Source organism: Phenylobacterium sp., from assembly GCF_035569475.1.
Taxonomy (GTDB): Bacteria; Pseudomonadota; Alphaproteobacteria; order Caulobacterales; family Caulobacteraceae; genus Phenylobacterium.
This window is the reverse complement of sequence record NZ_DATMNA010000046.1, coordinates 35,630-54,192: the sequence shown is the minus strand read 5'-3', so window position 1 is coordinate 54,192 and position 18,563 is coordinate 35,630. Positions and strand designations below refer to the sequence as shown.

Annotated in this window: 15 protein-coding genes; 10 read left to right on the top strand and 5 right to left on the bottom strand. The window is 69.1% G+C overall.

All coding sequences use genetic code 11. From position 1 onward, the window contains the following. Positions 1–15: 15 nt before the first annotated feature. The 4 genes from VNW53_RS07875 (at position 16) to VNW53_RS07860 (ending at position 3,323) form a co-directional block, all read left to right on the top strand. A complete protein-coding gene (locus VNW53_RS07875) occupies positions 16–1,158 on the top strand; it encodes a hypothetical protein (RefSeq protein ID WP_325554791.1) in 1,143 nt (380 codons plus the stop codon). Between the two features lie 166 nt (positions 1,159–1,324). Next, the gene (locus VNW53_RS07870) at positions 1,325–2,254 is read left to right on the top strand and encodes a PEPxxWA-CTERM sorting domain-containing protein (RefSeq protein ID WP_325554789.1); all 930 of its coding nucleotides are present in this window, start codon (positions 1,325–1,327) and stop codon (positions 2,252–2,254) included. A 50-nt stretch (positions 2,255–2,304) separates the two neighbouring features. Next, on the top strand, positions 2,305–2,700 hold the full coding sequence (gene hisI, locus VNW53_RS07865; protein WP_325554787.1) for a phosphoribosyl-AMP cyclohydrolase: 396 nt from the start codon (positions 2,305–2,307) through the stop codon (positions 2,698–2,700). Beyond that, positions 2,697–3,323 carry a LysE family translocator gene (locus tag VNW53_RS07860; RefSeq protein ID WP_325554785.1) on the top strand — a complete coding sequence of 209 codons (627 nt, stop codon included), beginning with the start codon at positions 2,697–2,699 and terminating at the stop codon, positions 3,321–3,323. The genes hisI and VNW53_RS07860 overlap by 4 nt, the downstream gene beginning before the upstream one ends. Here VNW53_RS07860 and VNW53_RS07855 read toward each other — a convergent pair. Then, positions 3,320–4,975, bottom strand: coding sequence for an alkaline phosphatase D family protein (locus VNW53_RS07855; RefSeq protein WP_325554783.1), 1,656 nt, complete (start codon positions 4,973–4,975; stop codon positions 3,320–3,322). The two genes, VNW53_RS07860 and VNW53_RS07855, sit on opposite strands and share 4 nt — an antisense overlap. A 78-nt stretch (positions 4,976–5,053) precedes the next feature. Between VNW53_RS07855 and VNW53_RS07850 the strand changes: the two genes are divergently transcribed. From VNW53_RS07850 to VNW53_RS07830, 5 genes are all read left to right on the top strand, one after another. Continuing rightward, entirely contained in the window at positions 5,054–5,371 is a 318-nt protein-coding gene (locus VNW53_RS07850) for a ferritin family protein (RefSeq protein ID WP_325554781.1), read from the top strand. Then, entirely contained in the window at positions 5,361–6,374 is a 1,014-nt protein-coding gene (locus VNW53_RS07845) for an RluA family pseudouridine synthase (protein WP_325554779.1), read from the top strand. Before VNW53_RS07850 ends, VNW53_RS07845 begins: the two co-directional genes overlap by 11 nt. 150 nt (positions 6,375–6,524) lie before the next feature. After that, complete coding sequence (locus VNW53_RS07840; RefSeq protein ID WP_325554777.1) at positions 6,525–9,206, top strand: hypothetical protein; 2,682 nt, start codon at positions 6,525–6,527, stop codon at positions 9,204–9,206. A gap of 234 nt (positions 9,207–9,440) precedes the next feature. Further along, the gene (gene rpoH, locus VNW53_RS07835; RefSeq protein WP_414693254.1) at positions 9,441–10,328 is read left to right on the top strand and encodes an RNA polymerase sigma factor RpoH; all 888 of its coding nucleotides are present in this window, start codon (positions 9,441–9,443) and stop codon (positions 10,326–10,328) included. 288 nt (positions 10,329–10,616) lie between these two features. After that, positions 10,617–11,279: a hypothetical protein gene (locus VNW53_RS07830; protein ID WP_325554775.1), complete on the top strand. Its 663-nt coding sequence runs from the start codon at positions 10,617–10,619 to the stop codon at positions 11,277–11,279. 45 nt (positions 11,280–11,324) lie between these two features. Here the strand turns inward: VNW53_RS07830 and VNW53_RS07825 are convergent, their stop codons facing one another. Beyond that, a complete protein-coding gene (locus VNW53_RS07825) occupies positions 11,325–11,810 on the bottom strand; it encodes a hypothetical protein (RefSeq protein ID WP_325554773.1) in 486 nt (161 codons plus the stop codon). Between the two features lie 311 nt (positions 11,811–12,121). After that, the gene (locus tag VNW53_RS07820) at positions 12,122–14,917 is read right to left on the bottom strand and encodes a M14 family zinc carboxypeptidase (protein ID WP_325554771.1); all 2,796 of its coding nucleotides are present in this window, start codon (positions 14,915–14,917) and stop codon (positions 12,122–12,124) included. Positions 14,918–15,134: 217 nt separating this feature from the next. Here VNW53_RS07820 and VNW53_RS07815 point away from each other — a divergent pair, with 217 nt between their 5' ends. Beyond that, on the top strand, positions 15,135–16,124 hold the full coding sequence (locus tag VNW53_RS07815) for a hypothetical protein (protein WP_325554769.1): 990 nt from the start codon (positions 15,135–15,137) through the stop codon (positions 16,122–16,124). 73 nt (positions 16,125–16,197) lie between these two features. Here the strand turns inward: VNW53_RS07815 and VNW53_RS07810 are convergent, their stop codons facing one another. Both VNW53_RS07810 and VNW53_RS07805 read right to left on the bottom strand, forming a co-directional pair. Beyond that, entirely contained in the window at positions 16,198–17,007 is an 810-nt protein-coding gene (locus VNW53_RS07810) for a response regulator (protein ID WP_325554767.1), read from the bottom strand. A 102-nt stretch (positions 17,008–17,109) separates the two neighbouring features. Beyond that, positions 17,110–18,396: an adenylosuccinate synthase gene (locus VNW53_RS07805; RefSeq protein WP_325554765.1), complete on the bottom strand. Its 1,287-nt coding sequence runs from the start codon at positions 18,394–18,396 to the stop codon at positions 17,110–17,112. Positions 18,397–18,563: the final 167 nt, after the last annotated feature.

Genomic DNA, 18,563 nt, shown 5'->3' with positions numbered 1-18,563 from the left:
GTTGGGAGCCAACCGGTGATGCCGATGACCCAGGCCTGCGCCGTCGAGCCGCCGGCCGCCGTGGCCGCGCCTCACGGCCCGACGAGGTTCGTCCTGGGCGTCTGGGTGCAGCCGATCGGGTCGATGGACGCCTGGAAGGCCCGCGGGATCAATACCCTGGTGGAGGTTCCGCAGGGGCACGACCCGGTGGCCTGGGCGCAGGCCGCCGGCGGCAAGGGGCTCTACCAGATCCGGCGGCCGGCCGGCGACCTGGCGGGCGACCTCAAGGACGACCACCTCCTGGCCTGGGCCACGGACGACGAGCCCTCGAACACCAAGGTCGGGCGGGTCGACTACGGCTCGGTCGCCCAGGAGCCCGCCGACCTCGCCAAGCAGGCCGCGCCGTGGCGGGCGGCGGCGAAGGCCGCCGGCCGGTTCGTGCCGATCTGGACCAACCACGTCGGCCCGCACATCTATCCCGACTGGGCCCGGAACAGCGCCCTCATGCAGGACTACATGCGCGGCCCGGCCAGCGACTGGCTGGCCTCGGACTCCTACCCGATCGAGGACCGCAAGCCGCTGTTGATGCTGTCCAACGACGGCTACGCCTCCAGCGTCCAGGGCGTGGCCCTCGATCGCCAGCGCGCCTGGTCGGGCGGCAAGCCGGTGATGAGCTTCATCGGAACCTCCCCGTTCGCCGACGGGTCCGGCGTTCCGACCGTGGGCGAGTTCAACGCCATGGCCTGGAGCTCGGTGATCCACGGTGCGGCGGGGATCATCTATTTCCCGGTGCGGTTCTCGCCGGCCTGGTCCTTCGACGCCACGCCGCCGGAGCTGGTGGACGCGATCACCCGCTTCGACCGGCAGATCGCGGCGATGAACGAGGTCCTGATGGACTCGGGCTCCGGCGGGCGCCGGCCGTTCAAGCTGTTCCGCTCCGCCGGTGCGGGCGCGCGCCCCGCGCCCGATCAACTGCCCTATCCGTTCGAGGCGGCCGAGATCGCCACCGGACAGGGTCCCTACCGGATCGTCCTGAACCTGACGCCGCAGGACCAGGTGCTCGACAAGCCCGAGTGGGGCCTGAAGCAGGCCGCGTTCCCGCCCTATGGCGTTCGCACGGGCCTCGGCGCGGCGACCCCGCCCGCGCCGACCGGCGACGGCGCCGAGGGCTGCAAGTGAGCTGAGCGTCGATGGCGCGCATCGTTCAGCCGCCGAGCGAGCTTCTCGCCTCTGGGGGGAAACCAATCGTGCGCGGCGGGAAAAGGGTTAGGTTAAGCTTCGGAAGACGACGGCCCGAGGGGATCTGTTCGAGACACGGGGCGAAGACGGATCGAAGGGGATCGGTATGAAGATGCGTTCCAGCGCGCTGTCGGGTGCGGTCCTCGCCTTCGGGGCGAGCCTCGTCCTGGCGACGGCGGCCCATGCGTCGACCGTGCTGCCGCTCGGCGCGGCGGCCAACTTCGCGGTCCTCTACGAGGGCACGGGCGGCCACAATCTCGGCGTCACCAACGACACCATCACCGGCAATGTCGGCGTGGGCGGCACGGGCGCGGTCCAGTTCAACGGGCCGGGCGCCATCAACGGCGTGCTGGATTTCTCGGCCGCCAACACCGGCCAGTTCCACAACACCAACGGGTCCAATATCGGCCCCACGTCGGTGACCTACAGCGCTCCCGTCGTCGCTACCGCGCTCAGCGACATCGCCTCGCTGTCGAGCGGCGTCACCGGCGGGGCCAACGTCGCCTTCACCAACGCCGGCGAGACCATCAATGAGTCGTCCGGAGTCCTGGAAACCGTCCTCGGCGTCAACGTCCGGGTGTTCAACGTCACCGCCTACAGCGCCAACAACGCCTCGGTGCTGACCATCGTCGGCGACGGCAGCGGCGCGCCGGTGGTCTTCGATTTCGGGTTCAACTCCAATGTGAACCTCGGCGGCAGCGTGGTGTTCTCCGGCTCCGGGCTGACCAGCGGAGACCAGGTGCTCTGGAATTTCCAGACCACCGGCAAGAACATCAGCCTCACCAACAACGGCGAGACCTTCCGCGGCGTGATCCTGGCCCCGTCCGATGCGATCTCGTTGAGCAACACCAACCTCTACGGACGTGTCCTGGGCGGTGGGTCCAGCGACATGCAGATCGTCTCCGGCGCCAATGTCTATGCGCCCGTCGCGCCTCCCGGCGTGCCGGAGCCGGCCGCCTGGGCGCTGATGCTGGCGGGTTTCGGCGGGATTGGCGCTGTGGCCCGCGCCAAGCGACGGCGTATCGCCGCCGCCTAGGAATCGGCGGGCCCTAGCGCCATCCCGTCCGGCGGCGCCATATGGGGCGCATGACCGCGACCTTCCCGACCGCCCGCGACAAGCACGCCCTGGAGCATGGCGCCGAGCTCGCGCCGCGCTTCGACGCCAACGGCCTGATCGCCGCGGTGGCGACCCACGCCGACACCGGCGAGGTCCTGATGTTCGCCTGGATGAACGCCGAGGCGCTTCAGAAAACGCTCACCACCGGCGAGGCGCACTACTTCAGCCGCAGCCGCGGCGAGCTCTGGCATAAGGGCGCCACCAGCGGCCAGGTCCAGCAGGTCGTCGAGGCGCGCATCGACTGCGACCAGGACTGCGTCTGGCTGAAGGTGCGGCCGCAGGGCGACGGCGGCGCCTGCCACACCGGGGCGCGCTCGTGCTTCTACCGGATCATCGCGGACGGCGAACTGAAGGACGCGCCATGACCGTCCTCCAGGCCCTGCTGGCCTTCTCCGTGGCCGCGGGCCTCCTGACGCTGACGCCCGGGCTCGACACGGCGCTGGTCCTGCGCGCCGCGGCGGTCGAGGGGCCGAAGCGCGCGGGCCTGGCGGCCATCGGCATCGGCGGCGGTTGCCTGGTCTGGGGCGCGGCCGCGGCGCTGGGCCTGGCGGCCCTGCTGCAGGCCTCGGCGCTGGCCTTCAACCTCCTGAAATGGGCGGGCGCCGCCTACCTCGTCTGGTTGGGGATCGGCATGCTCCTGAAGCCCAGGGACCGCTTCGAGGTCGGGGCGGCGGACGCCACGGGCGCCGGCGCGTTGGCCTGGTTGCGCAAGGGCTTCCTGACCAACCTGCTGAACCCCAAGGTCGGCGTCTTCTACGTCTCGTTCCTGCCGCAGTTCCTGCCGAAGGGCGTGGCGCCGGCGCCCTTCATCTTCCTGCTGGCCGGCCTGCACGTACTGATGGGGCTGGTCTGGTTCGCCGTCCTGATCGCCGCCACGCGCCCGATCGCCAGGATGCTGAAGACGCCCGCCGTGGTGCGCTGGCTCGACCGCGCGACCGGCGTCGTCTTCCTGGGCTTCGGCGCGAGACTGGCGCTGGAACGCCGCTAGACCGGCTTCAGCGCCGAGACGCCGTTCGGCCCAGGCGTCGCGCGGTAGGTCGCGAGGGGCCGCGTCGTGAAGGCGCGGTCCTTGATCGACGAGACCGCGATCAGCTCGCCCGTCGCCGAGGTGTGGGTGAGCGTCAGCAGGACGAACCCCTTGGCGGTCTGGTTGTTGAACAGCACCTCGCGATTGTGCCTGGCGAAGGCCTCGCCCAGCGGGATCGTCGGATAGGGCTCGCCCGGCCCCGGGCTGGTGATCCCCGCCGTGCCGAACTCGACGGCCACCCGATGGCCGCCGGTCTCGGCGTCGAACAGCTCATTGGCCCAGAAGGCGTGGCTGTCTCCGCTCATCACGATCAGGTTGGCGCGGGCCTTCTGGACCAGGGCGTAGAGCCGCTGGCGGTCGGCGGGGTAGCCGTCCCACATGTCCGCGCCCCACGGCAGGCCCAGCGCCGCATAGGCTTCCAGCTTGGCCAGCCGGGCCTGCGCGGCGCGGGGCAGTTCGGCCCTGGCGGCCGCATAGGCCTCGGGCGTCATGTACCGGTGGACCGGCGGGGTGAAGAGCCGGGCCATCACCACCTCGTTGCCCAGCACCTGCCAGGGTGTCCCGGACGCCACCGAGGCGGCAAGCCCCCTGGCCAACCACGCTTCCTGCCCGGCCGACATCATCTTGCGCGCCGGGTCGCCGAGCCGCCTGCGCCAGGCCGCCACGTCGGCGGGGGTCGGATCCCGCGGCATCTCGGCGTCGGGATAGAGCTGGTGGTCGCGGGCGGTCAGCCGGGTCTCCAGCATGAACAGGCTGGCCACGTCGCCGAAGTCGAAGGACCGGTTGATGGCGAAGCCGCCGCCCGCCGGCTCGCGGATCGGCATCCACTCGTAGTAGGCCTTGATGGCGGCGGCCTTGCGGACGTTCCAGTCGCCCTCGGTGGCCGGCTGGTGGTTCTCGGCGCCGCCGACCCAGCTGTCGTTGGCGGTCTCGTGATCGTCCCAGACCACGATCCAGGGCGCCCGCGCATGGGCCGCCTGCAGCTGCGGGTCGGTCTTGTACTGGGCGTGCCGGCGGCGATAGTCGGCGAGGCTGACGCATTCGTGGCCGGGATCGTGCGGCCGCTCGCCGGCGACGGCGGAGTCCATGCCGTAGGAGCCCGGCCCGCCGTACTCGTAGATGTAGTCGCCCAGATGCACGATCGCGTCGACGCGCGGCAGCCGGGCGATGGCGCCGTAGGCGTTGAAGTAGCCGTTCGGGAACAGGGCGCAGGTGCAGAAGGCCAGCACCACGTCCTTGGTCGGCCCGTCCGGCAGGGTGTGGGTCAGGCCCACCGGAGAGGCCACGCCGCCGCATTCGAACTGGAAGCTGTAGGCCCGGCCGGGGTCCAGGTTCACGACGTCGACCTTCACCGTGAAGTCGCGGTCCGGCCCGGTGACGCCGCTGCCGTGCTTGCCGCCGCCCTTGCGGTCCAGCGGATCGAGCCGCCAGCGGAAGGCGACGTCGTCGTCGGAGCCGCGCTGGGTGATGCGCGTCCACAGGATGACCCGGTCCTGCAGGGGATCGCCCGAGCCGACGCCGTGCTGGAACGAGATGCGGTCGCGCGCCAGCGCCCCACGCGCCGGGGCCGCTGCGCCCAGGCCCAGCAAGGCCAGGGCTCTGCGCCTGTCCATTCGCATCCTTCGTTCCCGCCCTCGCGCTTGTTCGCCCGCGCACGTATCTAGAGAAATAGCACCGGAGAATGGTCAGCCATGTCCAGCGAAGTCCTGCATGTCCCGCGCGAGAAGCTGCGGCGCGAGACGCTCAACCTTCACTACGCCATCGCCTCCCTGATGGAAGAATTCGACGCCGTCGACTGGTACCGCCAGCGCGCCGACGATTGCGACGACCCGTCACTCAAGGCGATCCTGCTGCACAACGCCCACGAGGAGCTGGAGCACGCCGCCATGGTCCTCGAATGGATCCGCCGCAACGATCCCGAGGTCAACGAACAGCTCAAGGAATACCTCTTCACCGAGGGCTCCATCACAGGGCGCGAAGACAACGCCAGCGAGCGGCATGGCCTCTGAGATTCCGTCCGGCGACGACGAGGAGGAGGTCTTCGGGCTTCGTCTCCTGACTCTGACGCCGCAGGAGGCCGGGGGCCGCATCGACAAGACGCTCGCGGACCTGCTGCCGGAGATGTCGCGGGCCCGCGTCCAGGCCCTGATCTCCCAGGGCCGGGTCAGCCGCGGCGGCGCGCCGGTGCCCGACGCCTCCGGCAAGGCGCTGGCCGGCGAATACCGGCTGGAGATTCCCGCCCCGCTGGCCGCCGAACCCGCCGCCGAGGCGATCCCGCTCGGCGTGATCTACGAGGATGAGCACCTGATCGTCGTCGACAAGCCGGCCGGGATGGCGGTCCATCCTGCGCCCGGCAGCGAGAGTGGCACCCTGGTCAACGCCCTCCTCCACCATTGCGGCGACAGCCTCTCGGGCATCGGCGGGGTGGCTCGCCCCGGCATCGTCCACCGCATCGACAAGGACACCTCAGGCATCGTGGTCGCGGCCAAGACCGACGCCGCCCACCAGGGTCTCTCGGCCCTGTTCGCCGCCCACGACATCGAGCGGGTCTATGTGGCCCTGACCCGCGGCGCCCCGAGAGGCGCAAAGGGCGGCCCCCAGGGGACCATCGAAGGCGCCATCGGCCGCTCCTCCGCCGACCGCAAGAAGATGGCGCTGGTGAAGTCCGGCGGCCGCCACGCGGTCACCCACTACGCCGTGGAACGCGCCTACGGGCCGAAGGACAGGCCGCTCGCGGCCCGCGTCGCCTGCACGCTGGAGACCGGGCGCACCCACCAGATCCGCGTCCATCTGGCCTCTGTCGGCGCGCCGTGCCTGGGCGATCCGGCCTACGGCTCCGGCCCACCGGCCCAGGCCGTTCGCGCGGCGGTCGCGCAAGCCGGCCTGACGCGCCAGGCGCTGCACGCCGCGGTGCTGGGCTTCCGCCACCCGGTCACCGGCCAGGCGATGCGTTTCGAAAGCCCCCTGCCGCCGGACATGGCCGCGCTCCAGGGCCTGCTCGAAAACCTCTGATATTTCGGCGCCGCAGGGCGCCGTCGAGGACGGGCAATCGCCTCGCAACAATGGCGCCCTCTTTTGGCCGGGCTGAACGGCGACGTCTGATCGCCGAGAGCCAAGAGGGAGATCGGCGGGCCGCGCGGCCGGCCCATGGATGGACGGCGCGTGACCCTGCATTTCCCGAACCCCTTGCGGCGCCCACGCCGGGCGAGCCTGCTGTGCGCCTGCGCCGCCGTCCTGACCGCCGCCGCCCAGGCCCAGGCCCAGGCCGCCGCCGCGCCCGCGCCCAAGGCCGGCACGGTCTCCGAACTGGTCGTGCAGGGCGCGCCCAAGGTCGAGCCCGGCGCGGCGGTCGGCGACATCAAGCCCGATCTGCAACTGCAGCCCGCCGATGTGCAGGCCTATGGCGTATCGACCATCACCGAACTGCTCGACGAGCTGGCGCCCGAGATCGGCTCCAACTCCGGCCGCGGCGGCGAGGGCCCGGCGATCCTGGTCAACGGCCGACGGATCAGCGGGATCAACGAGATCCGCAACCTGCCCACCGAGGCGATCCTGCGGGTCGACATCCTGCCGGAGGAGGCCGCGCTCAAATACGGCTTCTCGCCGAACCAGCGGGTGGTCAACATCGTGCTGAAGGACCACGTCGACGTGGAGCTGGCCGACCTGCAGGGCGGCGCCTCCACCGAAGGCGGCGGGGCCTCCGGCCAGGCGGAGGGCGGGATCACCCGCATCTTGGGCGAACGGCGCCTCAACATCGACCTGAAGTACAATCCCCAGGCCGCCCTGACGGAGGCCCAGCGGGGCGTGACCCCGCTGACCACCGGGCCCAGCCTGGACCTGGCCGGCAATCCCGTCGACCAGCGGCCCTACAGGACCCTGCAGCCCGAGAGCCAGAAGGTCTCGCTGAACGCCGTCCTCACCCAGCCGATCTTCGCGGGCGTCAGCGCCACGATCAACGGCACCTTCGAGGACACGACCACCGACGCCCGGCGCGGCCTGCCGTCGGTCGACCTCACAGACCCCTCCGGCGCCCCGATCGCGCGGCTGGCGCCCGGCTTCGGAGCCCTGAACCAGACGGCCGATACCTGGACCGGGCACCTGGGCTTCAGCCTCAACCGCGACGTCTCGCAGTGGCGCCTCGCCCTGACCGGCAACTACGACCACGCCGACGCCGCCAACGACAACGACACGGGCCTCGACGCCTCGGCGTTGCAGGCGGCGATCGCCGCCGGCGCCGTCAACCCGGCCGGGCCCTTCCCGGCCGGCCTGCTCACCCGGCGGCCGCAGGACACCAGTCACTCCAGGTCCGACACCGGCAATGTGCAGTTCGTGGCCTCGGGACCCGTCTGGACCCTGCCCGCCGGCCAGATCCGCACCAGCCTGCGCATCGGCGCCACCGCCTCGGACTTCGTCTCGGAGTCGCAGCGTTCGGGCCTGGTCCAGTCGGCGACCTTCAGCCAGGGCGGCGGCAACGCCCAGGCCAGCGTCGACGTCCCCCTGACCAGCGCCAAGAACAAGGTCCTGCCGATGTTCGGCGAGCTGACCGCAAACGCCCATGTCGGCGCTCAGACGGTCTCCGGCTTCGGGACCCTGCAGACCTACGGCTATGGCCTGCACTGGCAGCCGGTCACGGGCCTCTCGATCCTGGTCAACCGCCTGCACGACGAGGCCGCGCCTTCCCAGCAGCAGACCAGCGCCCAGCTTCTGTTCACGCCCAACACCCGGATCTTCGATTTCGCCACCGGCCAGACCGTCGACGTGATCCAGGTCTCCGGCGGCAACCCGGCCCTGACCAGGGACGGCCGCGACCGCACCTCGGTGCGGGTGACCTTCCAGCCGTTCCAGGACAAGCAGCTCGTCTTCCGGGCCGACTACAACCAGATCCACTACAAGAACCCGATCACCACCTTCCCGGCGGCCTCGGCGGCCATCGAGGCGGCCTTCCCCGACCGCTTCATCCGCGATGCCGAAGGCGAGCTCACTGAGGTCGATTATCGGCCCGTCAACTTCGCCAGCCAGGACGTGAGCACGTTGAAGTGGGGCTTCGACTATTCGCGCCCGATCGGCCCGGCGAGCGCTCCGCCGCCGCGCAACCAGGTGTTCCAGGCGCTGCGCCGCGCCGGCGTCGCCGGACAGTTGGGCCGGCGGCCCGGCGGGCCGCAGCCGGAGGGCGGTGCGCCGCCGCCGGACGGCCCTGCGCCGGGCGCGCCTGACACCGGGGGCGGCCCGCCGGCCGGAGGCCCCCCGCTGGGCGCCGTCGCGGGAGGCCCGGGCGGCCCTGGCGGCCCTGGCGGCGGAGGCGGCTTCGGCGGCGGGCGTGGCGGCGCGGGCGGCCGGGGCGGCGGTGGCGGCGCTCAGGACGGGCGCCTGCGCATCAGCCTCTTCCACACCATCTACCTGGCCGACCGCTTCCTGGTGCGGCCGGGCGGCCCGGTGATCGACTTCCTCGACGGCGCGTCGGTGAACGGCGCCGGCGGCCAGACGCGCCACGAGGTGCAGGCGCAGATCAACATCGCCGAACGCGGCTATGGCGCGGAGCTGAACGCCGACTGGAAGAGCGGCTCGACGGTCAAGGGCGCCGCGGGCGGGACCGGCGACCTCGACTTTTCGGGCCTCACCAAGATCAACGCCCGCGTCTTCGCCGACCTCAACCAGCGCAAGACCCTGATCGAGCAGCAACCCATGCTCAAGGGCGTGCGCATCTCCTTCGGAGTCGCCAACATCTTCGACCAGCGGGTCAGGGTGCGCGACGCCCTGGGCGTCGCGCCGCTGAATTTCCAGCCGGCCTATCTCGACCCCATGGGCCGCACCTGGAAGATCGAATTGCGCAAGCTGTTCTCCTGATCCGGGCGGGGCGCCTCCGTGAGCTTTTCTGCACCCGCATGTGAGAAACCATGGCCTTGAAGGCGCCCCGTTCGGAGGTTAGAAAGTCCCACTAAAGCAGTCGGACATTCAGGGCCGGCTCGGGTCTTCCGCAACTGCAACCTCGTACATATCTGAGAGGTTGAGGGGAGCGGACGGCTTTTCGCGCATGGCGCGGCGGCCCGGACCGTCCAGGAGTGAAGGGGAATAAAAACGATGGCCGCAAGCGCCCTGGCTGTGATGTCGCCCGATGGGGGCCTCAGCCGTTATCTGTCCGAGATCCGCAAGTTTCCCATGCTGGCCAAGGACGAGGAATTCATGCTCGCCAAGCGCTGGCAGGAGCACGAGGACCCCGAGGCCGCCCACCGCCTGGTGACCAGCCACCTGCGTCTGGTGGCGAAGATCGCCATGGGCTACCGCGGCTACGGCCTGCCGATCGGGGAAGTGATTTCCGAAGGCAACGTCGGCCTGATGCAGGCGGTGAAGAAGTTCGACCCGGACAAGGGCTTCCGCCTGGCGACCTACGCCATGTGGTGGATCCGCGCCTCGATCCAGGAATACATCCTGCGCTCGTGGAGCCTGGTGAAGATGGGCACCACCGCCGCCCAGAAGAAGCTGTTCTTCAACCTGCGCAAGGCCAAGAGCGAGATCTCGGCCCTGCAGGAGGGCGACCTGCATCCCGATCAGGTCTCGACCATCGCCACCAAGCTCGGCGTGCTGGACGAGGAAGTGATCTCGATGAACCGCCGCTTGAGCGGCGGCGACGCCTCGCTGAACTCGCCGATGCGCGCCGACTCGGAAAGCGAGTGGCAGGACTGGCTGGTGGACGACACCACGCCGTCCCAGGAGACCGTGGTCGCCGACACCCAGGAGAAGTCGCTGCGCATGGGCCTCCTCGAAGAGGCCATGACCGAGCTCTCCGACCGCGAGCGCCACATCCTGACCGAGCGACGCCTGAAGGACGAACCGACCACCCTCGAGGACCTCGCCTCGCAATACGGCGTCAGCCGCGAGCGCGTCCGTCAGATCGAGGTCCGCGCCTTCGAGAAACTGCAGAAGTCGATGAAAGCCGCCGCGTTGGACCGCAACCTGGTCGACGCATAGGGCTCGCGAGACAGCAGACTGACAGGAAGCCGCCGAAAGGCGGCTTCCTTTTTGCCCACGATCCGAGGTGTCGGCCCCTCGTTCATTGTTCCCTATTTGTTCTTGACGATCAGGCTCCGCTGTGAGATAGTTCACAAGCGTCGTTCACTGCGCCACGCCATCCGCCGTTAGGCGGACAAGGCCCGCAGCAAAAAGTCACGCGCTCCCAACCCCATTCGCTGCAGCGGCGGAGCCGTCGCCGCGCGCCCGCTGCTGTCGAGCGCGGGCATTCCCATGAGGAGAGCAAGCATGACCTATGGTCAGGTCGATCCCGCGCGCCTGGATGGCGACGCGCTCACACGCTGGTATCTACGTTCGCCGGCAGACATCGAGCAGGCGCGCCAAGCTGCGGCGACGCAAAGCTACAATGACTTCTTTGGAAACCCGGATGGTTCTGACGATGGTTTAGCGTCGGCGACCGCCGAAAGCTCGTCGGCTGACGATGATCCCAGAACGTCACCGGCGCCCTTGGGGTCGGACGTTCCGCTAAGGCCGTTATCTGCCGGAGCCGACAGCGGAGAACATGGCTATCTCGACGACGGAGTCTACCGTCCCGGACAGGATGATGACCAGAACATCCCGGCTGCCGACACTGTCTGGAACTGTCCGACTTGCCACGGGAGACTTCCGCTCCCGCCGCAACTTCAGCCGTTGCAGCCGCTGTTTCGCTATTTCCCGCCATCGTCCGGCGGCTCCTCATCCTCCGAGCCCGGCCGAGACCGTTATCCACAATGTGAAATGCAGGAGCGGCAGGATCGCGGGATCTGCGCCCAGCAACCGACAGAACCTGCCAAGGCGGTGTGCAATGCGAGCGCAACCGACCGGCGCGAGTGGTGCGAAACTCATCAAGGTGAAATTGGATCGCCGGATCTGTTCACGGCTCGGCGCAAGGATGGTCGACGCTGGCCGTGAACAAGCCCCAGCTTGTTTCGTCCCTGAGATAGTAAGCGCGTTAGCTCATTTGGCGCCGACCCAAGGCCGCAGGGTGTCATCGATATCTGGCGAGAAGCTGAAACGGGCGATGCTCGCCCGTTCTCCATCATCATCGAAGGTGAAGATGTGAATGTATTTCCAGGTGGAGGCGAAGCCGGTCGCCATCGTTGAAATCGCACTTTCTGGGACCAGCAGCGTTGCGCGGAGTTCACCGCGCTGCGCTGTTGGGTTTCGAAAAGAAACCTGTCCGACGTCGTCGTCCGGTCCGAATTCGAGGTCCGGCCCGAAAGGCAGAATCCAGACCCAGATGGTCTTCGATTGAAGATTCCGAGGCGCGCGAATGAGCCCTCGAACATCAAAACTGCGCCCATAGCTCAGGCCGCCCTGGAACCTCTGGTCTGGTGGCGTCAAATCGGAACAGAGCCCCACGTGCAGGTTCCAGTTCCAGGCTTCGATCTCGACAAGGAGCCGTTCTTCGAGGGGGGCGGATATTGGGGTCGTGTCGGTCATGACATCACCTGTCTACCCACCTACGCTCACGGTCGTACCGGCTTTGTTCTCTTGCCGCAAGGCGGCTTTTTTGTCCACGAACCACACCTACCTCCCCCATTGCGGCAGCAATGGCGGGAGGGGGACCGCCCGCCGACCCCGGCGAAGCCGGGGGAAGAGCGGGTGGTGGAGGGGGCGAGCCCCATGCGCTGACTCAGGTCCGCCGTTCGATCCGCCGAGCCTGCGGTTTGCCCCCTCCACCACGCCCTCCCGCCGCTACGCGGGGGAGGTAGGTGCGGTTCGTGGATGACTTGCGCGCGGCTGACGCCGCCCTACCCCTCCGCCTTCTTCTCCGCCTCGTCCCCCTTCTTCTCGTCGTCCTTGGCGTTGGGGTCAGGGATGACCGGCGGGCCGCCGAGGCCCGTGCGCAGGTCCTTGTAGGAGAACAGGGCGTTGTAGAGCATCCGGTACTCGCCGAAGTTCTGCCAGCGGTAGATCGGGTTGGTCATGAACATCACGACCTGGCCGGCGCCCACCGGCAGGTCGACGATGGCCGGGCGGTCCTTCACGTCGGAGGCGCCCACCATCAGCCCGCTCTGCACGGACTTCTCGCCGCCGGGGAAGCTCATCAGCACGTTCTGCTGCTCGCGGACCGGCAGGGACAGGAGCGACGCCGAGGCCCATCGCACCGTCGTGGTCGGCTCGGTGTAGCCGTAGAAGATCGGATTGGCGGGCTTCAGGATCTTGGCCGTCACGATCGGCCCCGGCGCGTAGAAGGTCGCCCCGGGACGGCGCACCTCGACCTGCGGGACGATCCCGAAGTCGGCCGGCACGGCGCTGGAATCGCCCAGGGTGATCAGGGTCCCGCCCTCGGCCACGAACCTGCGCAGTTCCTCCAGGCCCGTCAGCCCCAGGCCGCCGCGGATGTCCGGCGACGAGCCATAGGCCCCCTGCGTCGGGTACTCCGCCGTCTTGGTGTAGGGCAGCGGCTTGCCGGTCATGGGAATGTCGAAGACGAAGTTCTTCGACGAACGGCCCTGGCTGGGCACGACGATCACATCGTACCTGGCGCGAAGCCCGCCCTTCTTCACCTCGTCCTTGAAGATCAGGTCGTAGGGCGTCTCGTACTGGTCGAAGGCGTAGCGCACCCAGCCGACGTTCTGGGTCGAGCCCCAGGTGGAATAGACCGCCAGGCGCGGCAGGGCCGCCTCGTGGGCCGCCACGGTCGGCTTCTCAGCCAGCGCCACCGCCGTCAGGCCCAGCGGAACCACGGCGGCCTTCAGCTTCTCATAGGCCTTGCCGTCGACCAGGAACGAACCCGCCGGCACGGTGACATCGCCCGCCTTGAACGAGGCCTCGGCGATCCGCACGCCCTCGCCCTTCAGCCGGTAGCGCAGGGTCGCCAGGTTGATCGAGCCGTGGTCGATCACGGCGTAGGCCGCCGCGCCCGCCGCGCCGATCGAACCCTCCACCACGTCGCGGTCGACCGGCGTCGCGGCCACGTCCAGGGCCTTGAGGTCGGCGCTGGGCGTCACCTTCACATGGGCCATCATCCCCATGGTCCAGGCGCTGTCGTCATAGGTCTTGAGCTTGTTGTCGGGGAAGGTCTGCTTTTCCAAAAGAATCTTGGCCAGGCGCCCATAGGGCTGGTCGCGCTTGACGATGAACGACCCGGCCGGGAACTTGCCCTCCTTCAGCGTGATCTCCGCCGTGGTCCTCCCCACCTCGATCCCCTGCATGCGCAGCAGGTTCACCACCAGGGCCGCGCGGGTCATGTCCGCCTGGTCGCCGGGAATCAGGAAGGCGTAGGGCGCATCCTTCCTGCCCGCTTCGATGGAGTTGCGGCTCTTCCTGTAGAAGTTCTCGACGATCAGCTCAGGGTTCGACGCCACCGCCGAGAGGCCGGTCAGCACGCCGGTCTCCATGTAGTTGGTGTTGTTGCGCATCGACCATTCGACGACCTTGTAGGGCGGGTCCGGCCGGAACCAGTCGCGGACGGTCTGGTCCTGGGCGTGCAGGTCCTCGCCCGGCCCGTCCACCGGCTTGACGTGGCGCAGCTCGGTCGTGGCGCCGCCGTTGCCGAAGGTCTCGTACATCTTGAAGAGGCCGTTGTGGTTCGTGGACATGAAGCCCACGTAGCCCGGCGACCACTCGTCCACGTAGCCGTGGGTCCAGACGCCCGGCATGCCGTACTTGGTGAGCTGCGCCATCTCGAAATTGGCGATCCAGGGCATCTCGCCGAACAGGATCGGGTCCAGGCTCGGGTTCTGCGGCGCCTGGCCGGAGAAGGTGTAAAGGAAGGGCACGGACTCGTGCAGGTCGTGCATCACCGGCGGATGCCAGGCCAGGTAAAAGTCCAGCAGATTCCGTGCGCTAAGGCCGGTGTAGTTGATGTCCCGGTTGTTGTCGTGGAAGATGTACTTGCCCCAGTAGGGCGCGCCCGGGACCGCGTTCAGGTCGTCGGTGTCGTCGATCTTGTTGCGGTAGTACCAGTCCGTATAGCGGTCGCGCCCGTCCGGGTCGGTGGCCGGGTTGATGCCGACGATCACGTTGTTGCGGATCTGGGCGATCAGCGGGCTGTCCTCAGTGACCAGCCGATAGGCCAGCTCCATCAGCATTTCCGGCGGGCCGGTCTCGGCCGAGTGCAGGCCGCCCAGGGCCAGGTACATCGGCTTGGTCCTGGCGATGATCGCCTTGGCCTCGGCCTCGGACAGGCCCCGGGGATCGGCGAGCCGGGCGAGGTTCTTCCGGTTGGCCTCGACGCCGGCGATGTTGTCGTCCGACGAGATCAGCACGACCACCGTGGGCCGGCCCTCCTCGGTCTTGCCGGTCTCGACGATCTTCACCCGCGGCGACTTGGCCGCCAGCGCGCGGTAGTACTTCAGGATCGCGTCGTAGTGGTCCAGCACCCGGGGCGCGCCGATGTCGTGGCCCAGCACGTCGCGCGGACTGGGCACGGTCGCGGACGCCGGCAGGTGGTCGACCAGCGGGCTCGAGAACTCCGGCTTGGTGGTCCAGGCCTTCTGGTGCTCGGCGAAGGTGGGGTCCATTTGCTGCTGCGCGAACGCCGGCGCAGCCAGCACCGCGCACAGCACGGCCCCGCGCACGAAAGCTTTGGAAAGCAGCATACGGAAATCCCCGAACCCGACTGAGCTCGCAGGGATAGACGAGCCGGCGCGGCTGTCTAGGCCGGCCGGCTCGAACGCCGCCGGCGCCCGCTCCTGCCGCTCCTCCCAGGAGCGCAGCTCGATGGGAGAGGAGCCCATGCCAGCCGCCAGCCCATTGCGGACTGTCGGAGAGTCCGCCTACCGTCGTTCGCGAATGGTCCGTCGGGGGGCTCCAAGCATGGATCTGAAAACGATCGGGAGCGGGTTCTGCGTGCTCTTCCTGGCCGGCCTGCTGGGCCTGTCGGGAGCCAGCGCCGCCGCGGGGCAGGGCTATCGCGCCCCGCGAAACGCATATGGCGCGCCCGACCTGAACGGCGTGTGGAACAACAATGCGCTCACGCGGCTGCAACGCCCGGCCGGGCTCCTGCCCCTGGTCGTGCGGCCCGCCGATGTCGCGGAGGCGGAGCGCAAACTGATGACCGGCTACTCGCCGCCGAGCACGGCGGCGAACGTCGGCGGCTCCGAGAGCGAGTGGTGGGACGGAGCGCACCTGGCCCGGGTGAGCGGCGAATTTCGGAGCTCCTGGCTGGTCGACCCCGACGACGGCCAACTGCCCTACTCGGCCGAGGGCAAGCGCCGTGTCGAGGTGTTCGCCAAAGCCCAGATCGAGTCCTTCGACGGTCCTGAGTCACGGCCCGTGGCGGGGGACCGCTGCCTGCTGCCGAGCTGGGGCGCCATGGGGCCGGTGATGATGAACTCCCCCTACAACGCGAACTACCGGATTGTGCAGACCCGCGACCAGATCGCGATCATGGCGGAGAACAACGGCGAGTTGCGGATCATCCGGATCGGCGCGGCGCACCTGCCCGCCCAGATCCGGCCTTGGACCGGCGACTCCATCGGTCATTGGGAGAAGGACACCCTGGTGGTGGAAACCACCAACCTGCGCACGGACGCCCCGTTGAGCCAGGCGCCGTTCTTCTTCACCGCCGGGGCGAGGGTCGTGGAGCGGTTCACGCGCGTCTCGCCCGCCGCGCTGAAATATGAATTCACCGTCGAAGATCCAATGATCTTCACCCGTCCCTGGCGGGCGGAGATGGCGTTCGTCGCGACCGACGCAGCGCTCTACGAGTTCGCCTGTCACGAGGGCAACTACGCGATGACCAACGTCCTGGCCGGCGCGCGCGCGGTCGAGCGGGCGCCGGCCCCGGCGACCCCGGCGCGCTAGAACTCATCCCACTCGGCTGACGTCCGGCAGGTTCGCTCTGCGGCGGCCAAGCAACTGCCCGCGGCCGCCGTTCTCAGGCCGCGACCGCCTCGTCCTTGGGCATGTAGGCCAGCAGCGCGGCGGCCTTGTCGGTGAGCAGGGCCTGGTCGTAGGGCGCGCCCTTCTTCTCGACCTGGTCGAGGACCCGGCCGAAATCGATGGCCGCGGTGGTCAGCTTCAGGTCGGCGACGCTCATGCCGCATTTGCGCAGGTCGACGACCTGGGCCTGCATGGAGCGCATGGCCTGTTCCGGGTCGCTGCCGACCGCGGCGATGGCCGAACGCAGGATCTTCAGCGCCTGGGCCAGGCGTTCGCTGTCCGGGGTGTCACGCGCGTCGGAGCGTCGCTTCAGCGAACCCTGGTAGTCGCCCGAGTTGAACCGCCGCCGGTCGGGGCCGATGTAGTCCACGGCCTCCACCCAGTCGCGCTGGCGCAGCGTCACCGCCTCCAGGCGGCGCAGCAGGTCCTTCAGGGTGAAGGGCTTGCGCAGGAACTCGTGCACCCCGCCGTCGCGGGCGGCCAGGATGCCGGCGGCCGTGGCCTGGCCGGTGACCATGATCACCGGGGCGTAGCGGGCCGCCAGGTGGCTGCGGCGCAACTGGCGGGTGAAGGCGATGCCGTCGATGGGCGCCGGGCCCATCTCGGCGAAGATGATGTGCGGGTCGTAGCTGCCGGCCAGGCGGATCGCCTTGTCGTTGGTCTCCGCCACCCAGACCTGCGAGCGCGCGATGTCGCGCATCAGCTCGCCGATCAGCCGCGCGCCCGCCGGCTGCGGATCGACGATCATCACCCGCTGCAACAGCGGAACCATCCGCTGGATGACCTTGGCGTCGGCGTTGAACAAGGGATGGGCTCCGGCTGCTGGGCCAGACCCTAGGGCCTCGTCAGTAAAGATCGAATTGACGATAACGTCGTTCGAACGCCGCGTTTCGGACCTCCCGGCGATTTAGTCCTGGAACGGGTCGCGCATCAGGATGGTGTCGTCGCGTTGCGGGCTGGTGGACAGCAGCGCCACCGGCGCCCCGATCAGCTCCTCGATCCGGCGGACGTATTTCACCGCATTGGCCGGCAGGTCTCGCCACGACCGCGCCCCTTGGGTCGTCTGGCTCCAGCCCTCCATCTCCTCGTAGACGGGGATGAGCTGGCTCTGCGCCTTCAGGCCGGCCGGCAGGTAGCTGAAGTCCCGATCCGCCAGCCGATAGCCGGTGCAGATCTTCAGCGTCGCCAATCCGTCCAGCACGTCGAGCTTGGTGAGCGCGATGCCGCTGATCCCGTTCAGGGCGACCGACTGGCGCACCAGGGCCGCGTCGAACCAGCCGCAGCGGCGCGAGCGGCCGGTGACCGTGCCGAACTCCTTGCCGACCGAGCCCAGGTGCTGGCCCACCTCGTCGTTGAGCTCGGTGGGGAACGGCCCCTCGCCGACCCGGGTGGTGTAGGCCTTGACGATCCCCAGCACATAGCCCGGTCCCTTGGGGCCCAGGCCCGAGCCCGCCGCCGCCTGGCCGGCCACGGTGTTGGAGGAAGTCACGTAGGGATAGGTGCCGTGGTCGACGTCCAGCAGGGCGCCCTGCGCGCCCTCGAACAGCACCCGCTTGCCGGACTTCACCAGATCGCCGAGCAGCAGCCACGCGGGCTTGGCGTAGGGCAGGATCAGGGGCGCCAGGCGTTCCAGCTCGGCCAGCAGGGCCGCCCCGTCGGCTTCCGGCAGGCCCAGGCCCCGGCGCAGCGGCGCGTGGTGGGCCAGCAGGCGGTCGATCTTGGCCTCCAGCGCCTCGCGGTCGGCGAGGTCGGCGACGCGGATCGCGCGGCGGCCCACCTTGTCCTCATAAGCCGGGCCGATGCCGCGTCCCGTGGTGCCGATCTTGTTGGTCGCCGCGGCCTCGCGCGCCTGATCCAGGTCGCGGTGCAGGGGCAGGATCAGGCAGGCGTTGTCGGCCAGCACCAGCAGGTCCGGCCCGATCGCCACGCCCTGGCCGCCGAGCTTGGCGATCTCTTCCAGCAGGTGCCAGGGATCGACCACTACGCCGTTGCCGATCACCGAAAGCTTGCCCTGCACCACCCCCGACGGCAGCAGGCTCAGCTTGTAGACCTGGTTCCCCACCACCAGGGTGTGGCCCGCGTTATGCCCGCCCTGGAAGCGCACCACCACGTCGGCGCGGTTGGACAGCCAGTCGACAAGCTTGCCCTTGCCCTCGTCGCCCCACTGGGCGCCGATCACGGTGACATTGGCCATTTGGATACGATCCCTCTCCCTGCCGGAGAGAACCAGCCGCCCTTCGACAGGGACTCGGCGGATGGCCTGGATCAGGTCTGAGGCGCCGACGGCGAACCGGGCGCGGCGGGTGTGTAGACGAGAGCGGCGGGCGACTCAAGCCTCCTCTCCCCTCCCATTTCATGTGG

Bases quoted from the DNA above. Each gene is read 5' to 3' on its own strand.
- VNW53_RS07870 (WP_325554789.1), top strand. From the start codon at position 1,325: ATGAAGATGCGTTCCAGCGCGCTGTCGGGTGCGGTCCTCGCCTTCGGG.
- hisI (WP_325554787.1), top strand. From the start codon at position 2,305: ATGACCGCGACCTTCCCGACCGCCCGCGACAAGCACGCCCTGGAGCAT.
- VNW53_RS07860 (WP_325554785.1), top strand. From the start codon at position 2,697: ATGACCGTCCTCCAGGCCCTGCTGGCCTTCTCCGTGGCCGCGGGCCTC.
- VNW53_RS07855 (WP_325554783.1), bottom strand. From the start codon at position 4,975: ATGGACAGGCGCAGAGCCCTGGCCTTGCTGGGCCTGGGCGCAGCGGCC.
- VNW53_RS07850 (WP_325554781.1), top strand. From the start codon at position 5,054: ATGTCCAGCGAAGTCCTGCATGTCCCGCGCGAGAAGCTGCGGCGCGAG.
- VNW53_RS07845 (WP_325554779.1), top strand. From the start codon at position 5,361: ATGGCCTCTGAGATTCCGTCCGGCGACGACGAGGAGGAGGTCTTCGGG.
- rpoH (WP_414693254.1), top strand. From the start codon at position 9,441: ATGGCCGCAAGCGCCCTGGCTGTGATGTCGCCCGATGGGGGCCTCAGC.
- VNW53_RS07830 (WP_325554775.1), top strand. From the start codon at position 10,617: ATGACCTATGGTCAGGTCGATCCCGCGCGCCTGGATGGCGACGCGCTC.
- VNW53_RS07825 (WP_325554773.1), bottom strand. From the start codon at position 11,810: ATGACCGACACGACCCCAATATCCGCCCCCCTCGAAGAACGGCTCCTT.
- VNW53_RS07820 (WP_325554771.1), bottom strand. From the start codon at position 14,917: ATGCTGCTTTCCAAAGCTTTCGTGCGCGGGGCCGTGCTGTGCGCGGTG.
- VNW53_RS07815 (WP_325554769.1), top strand. From the start codon at position 15,135: ATGGATCTGAAAACGATCGGGAGCGGGTTCTGCGTGCTCTTCCTGGCC.
- VNW53_RS07805 (WP_325554765.1), bottom strand. From the start codon at position 18,396: ATGGCCAATGTCACCGTGATCGGCGCCCAGTGGGGCGACGAGGGCAAG.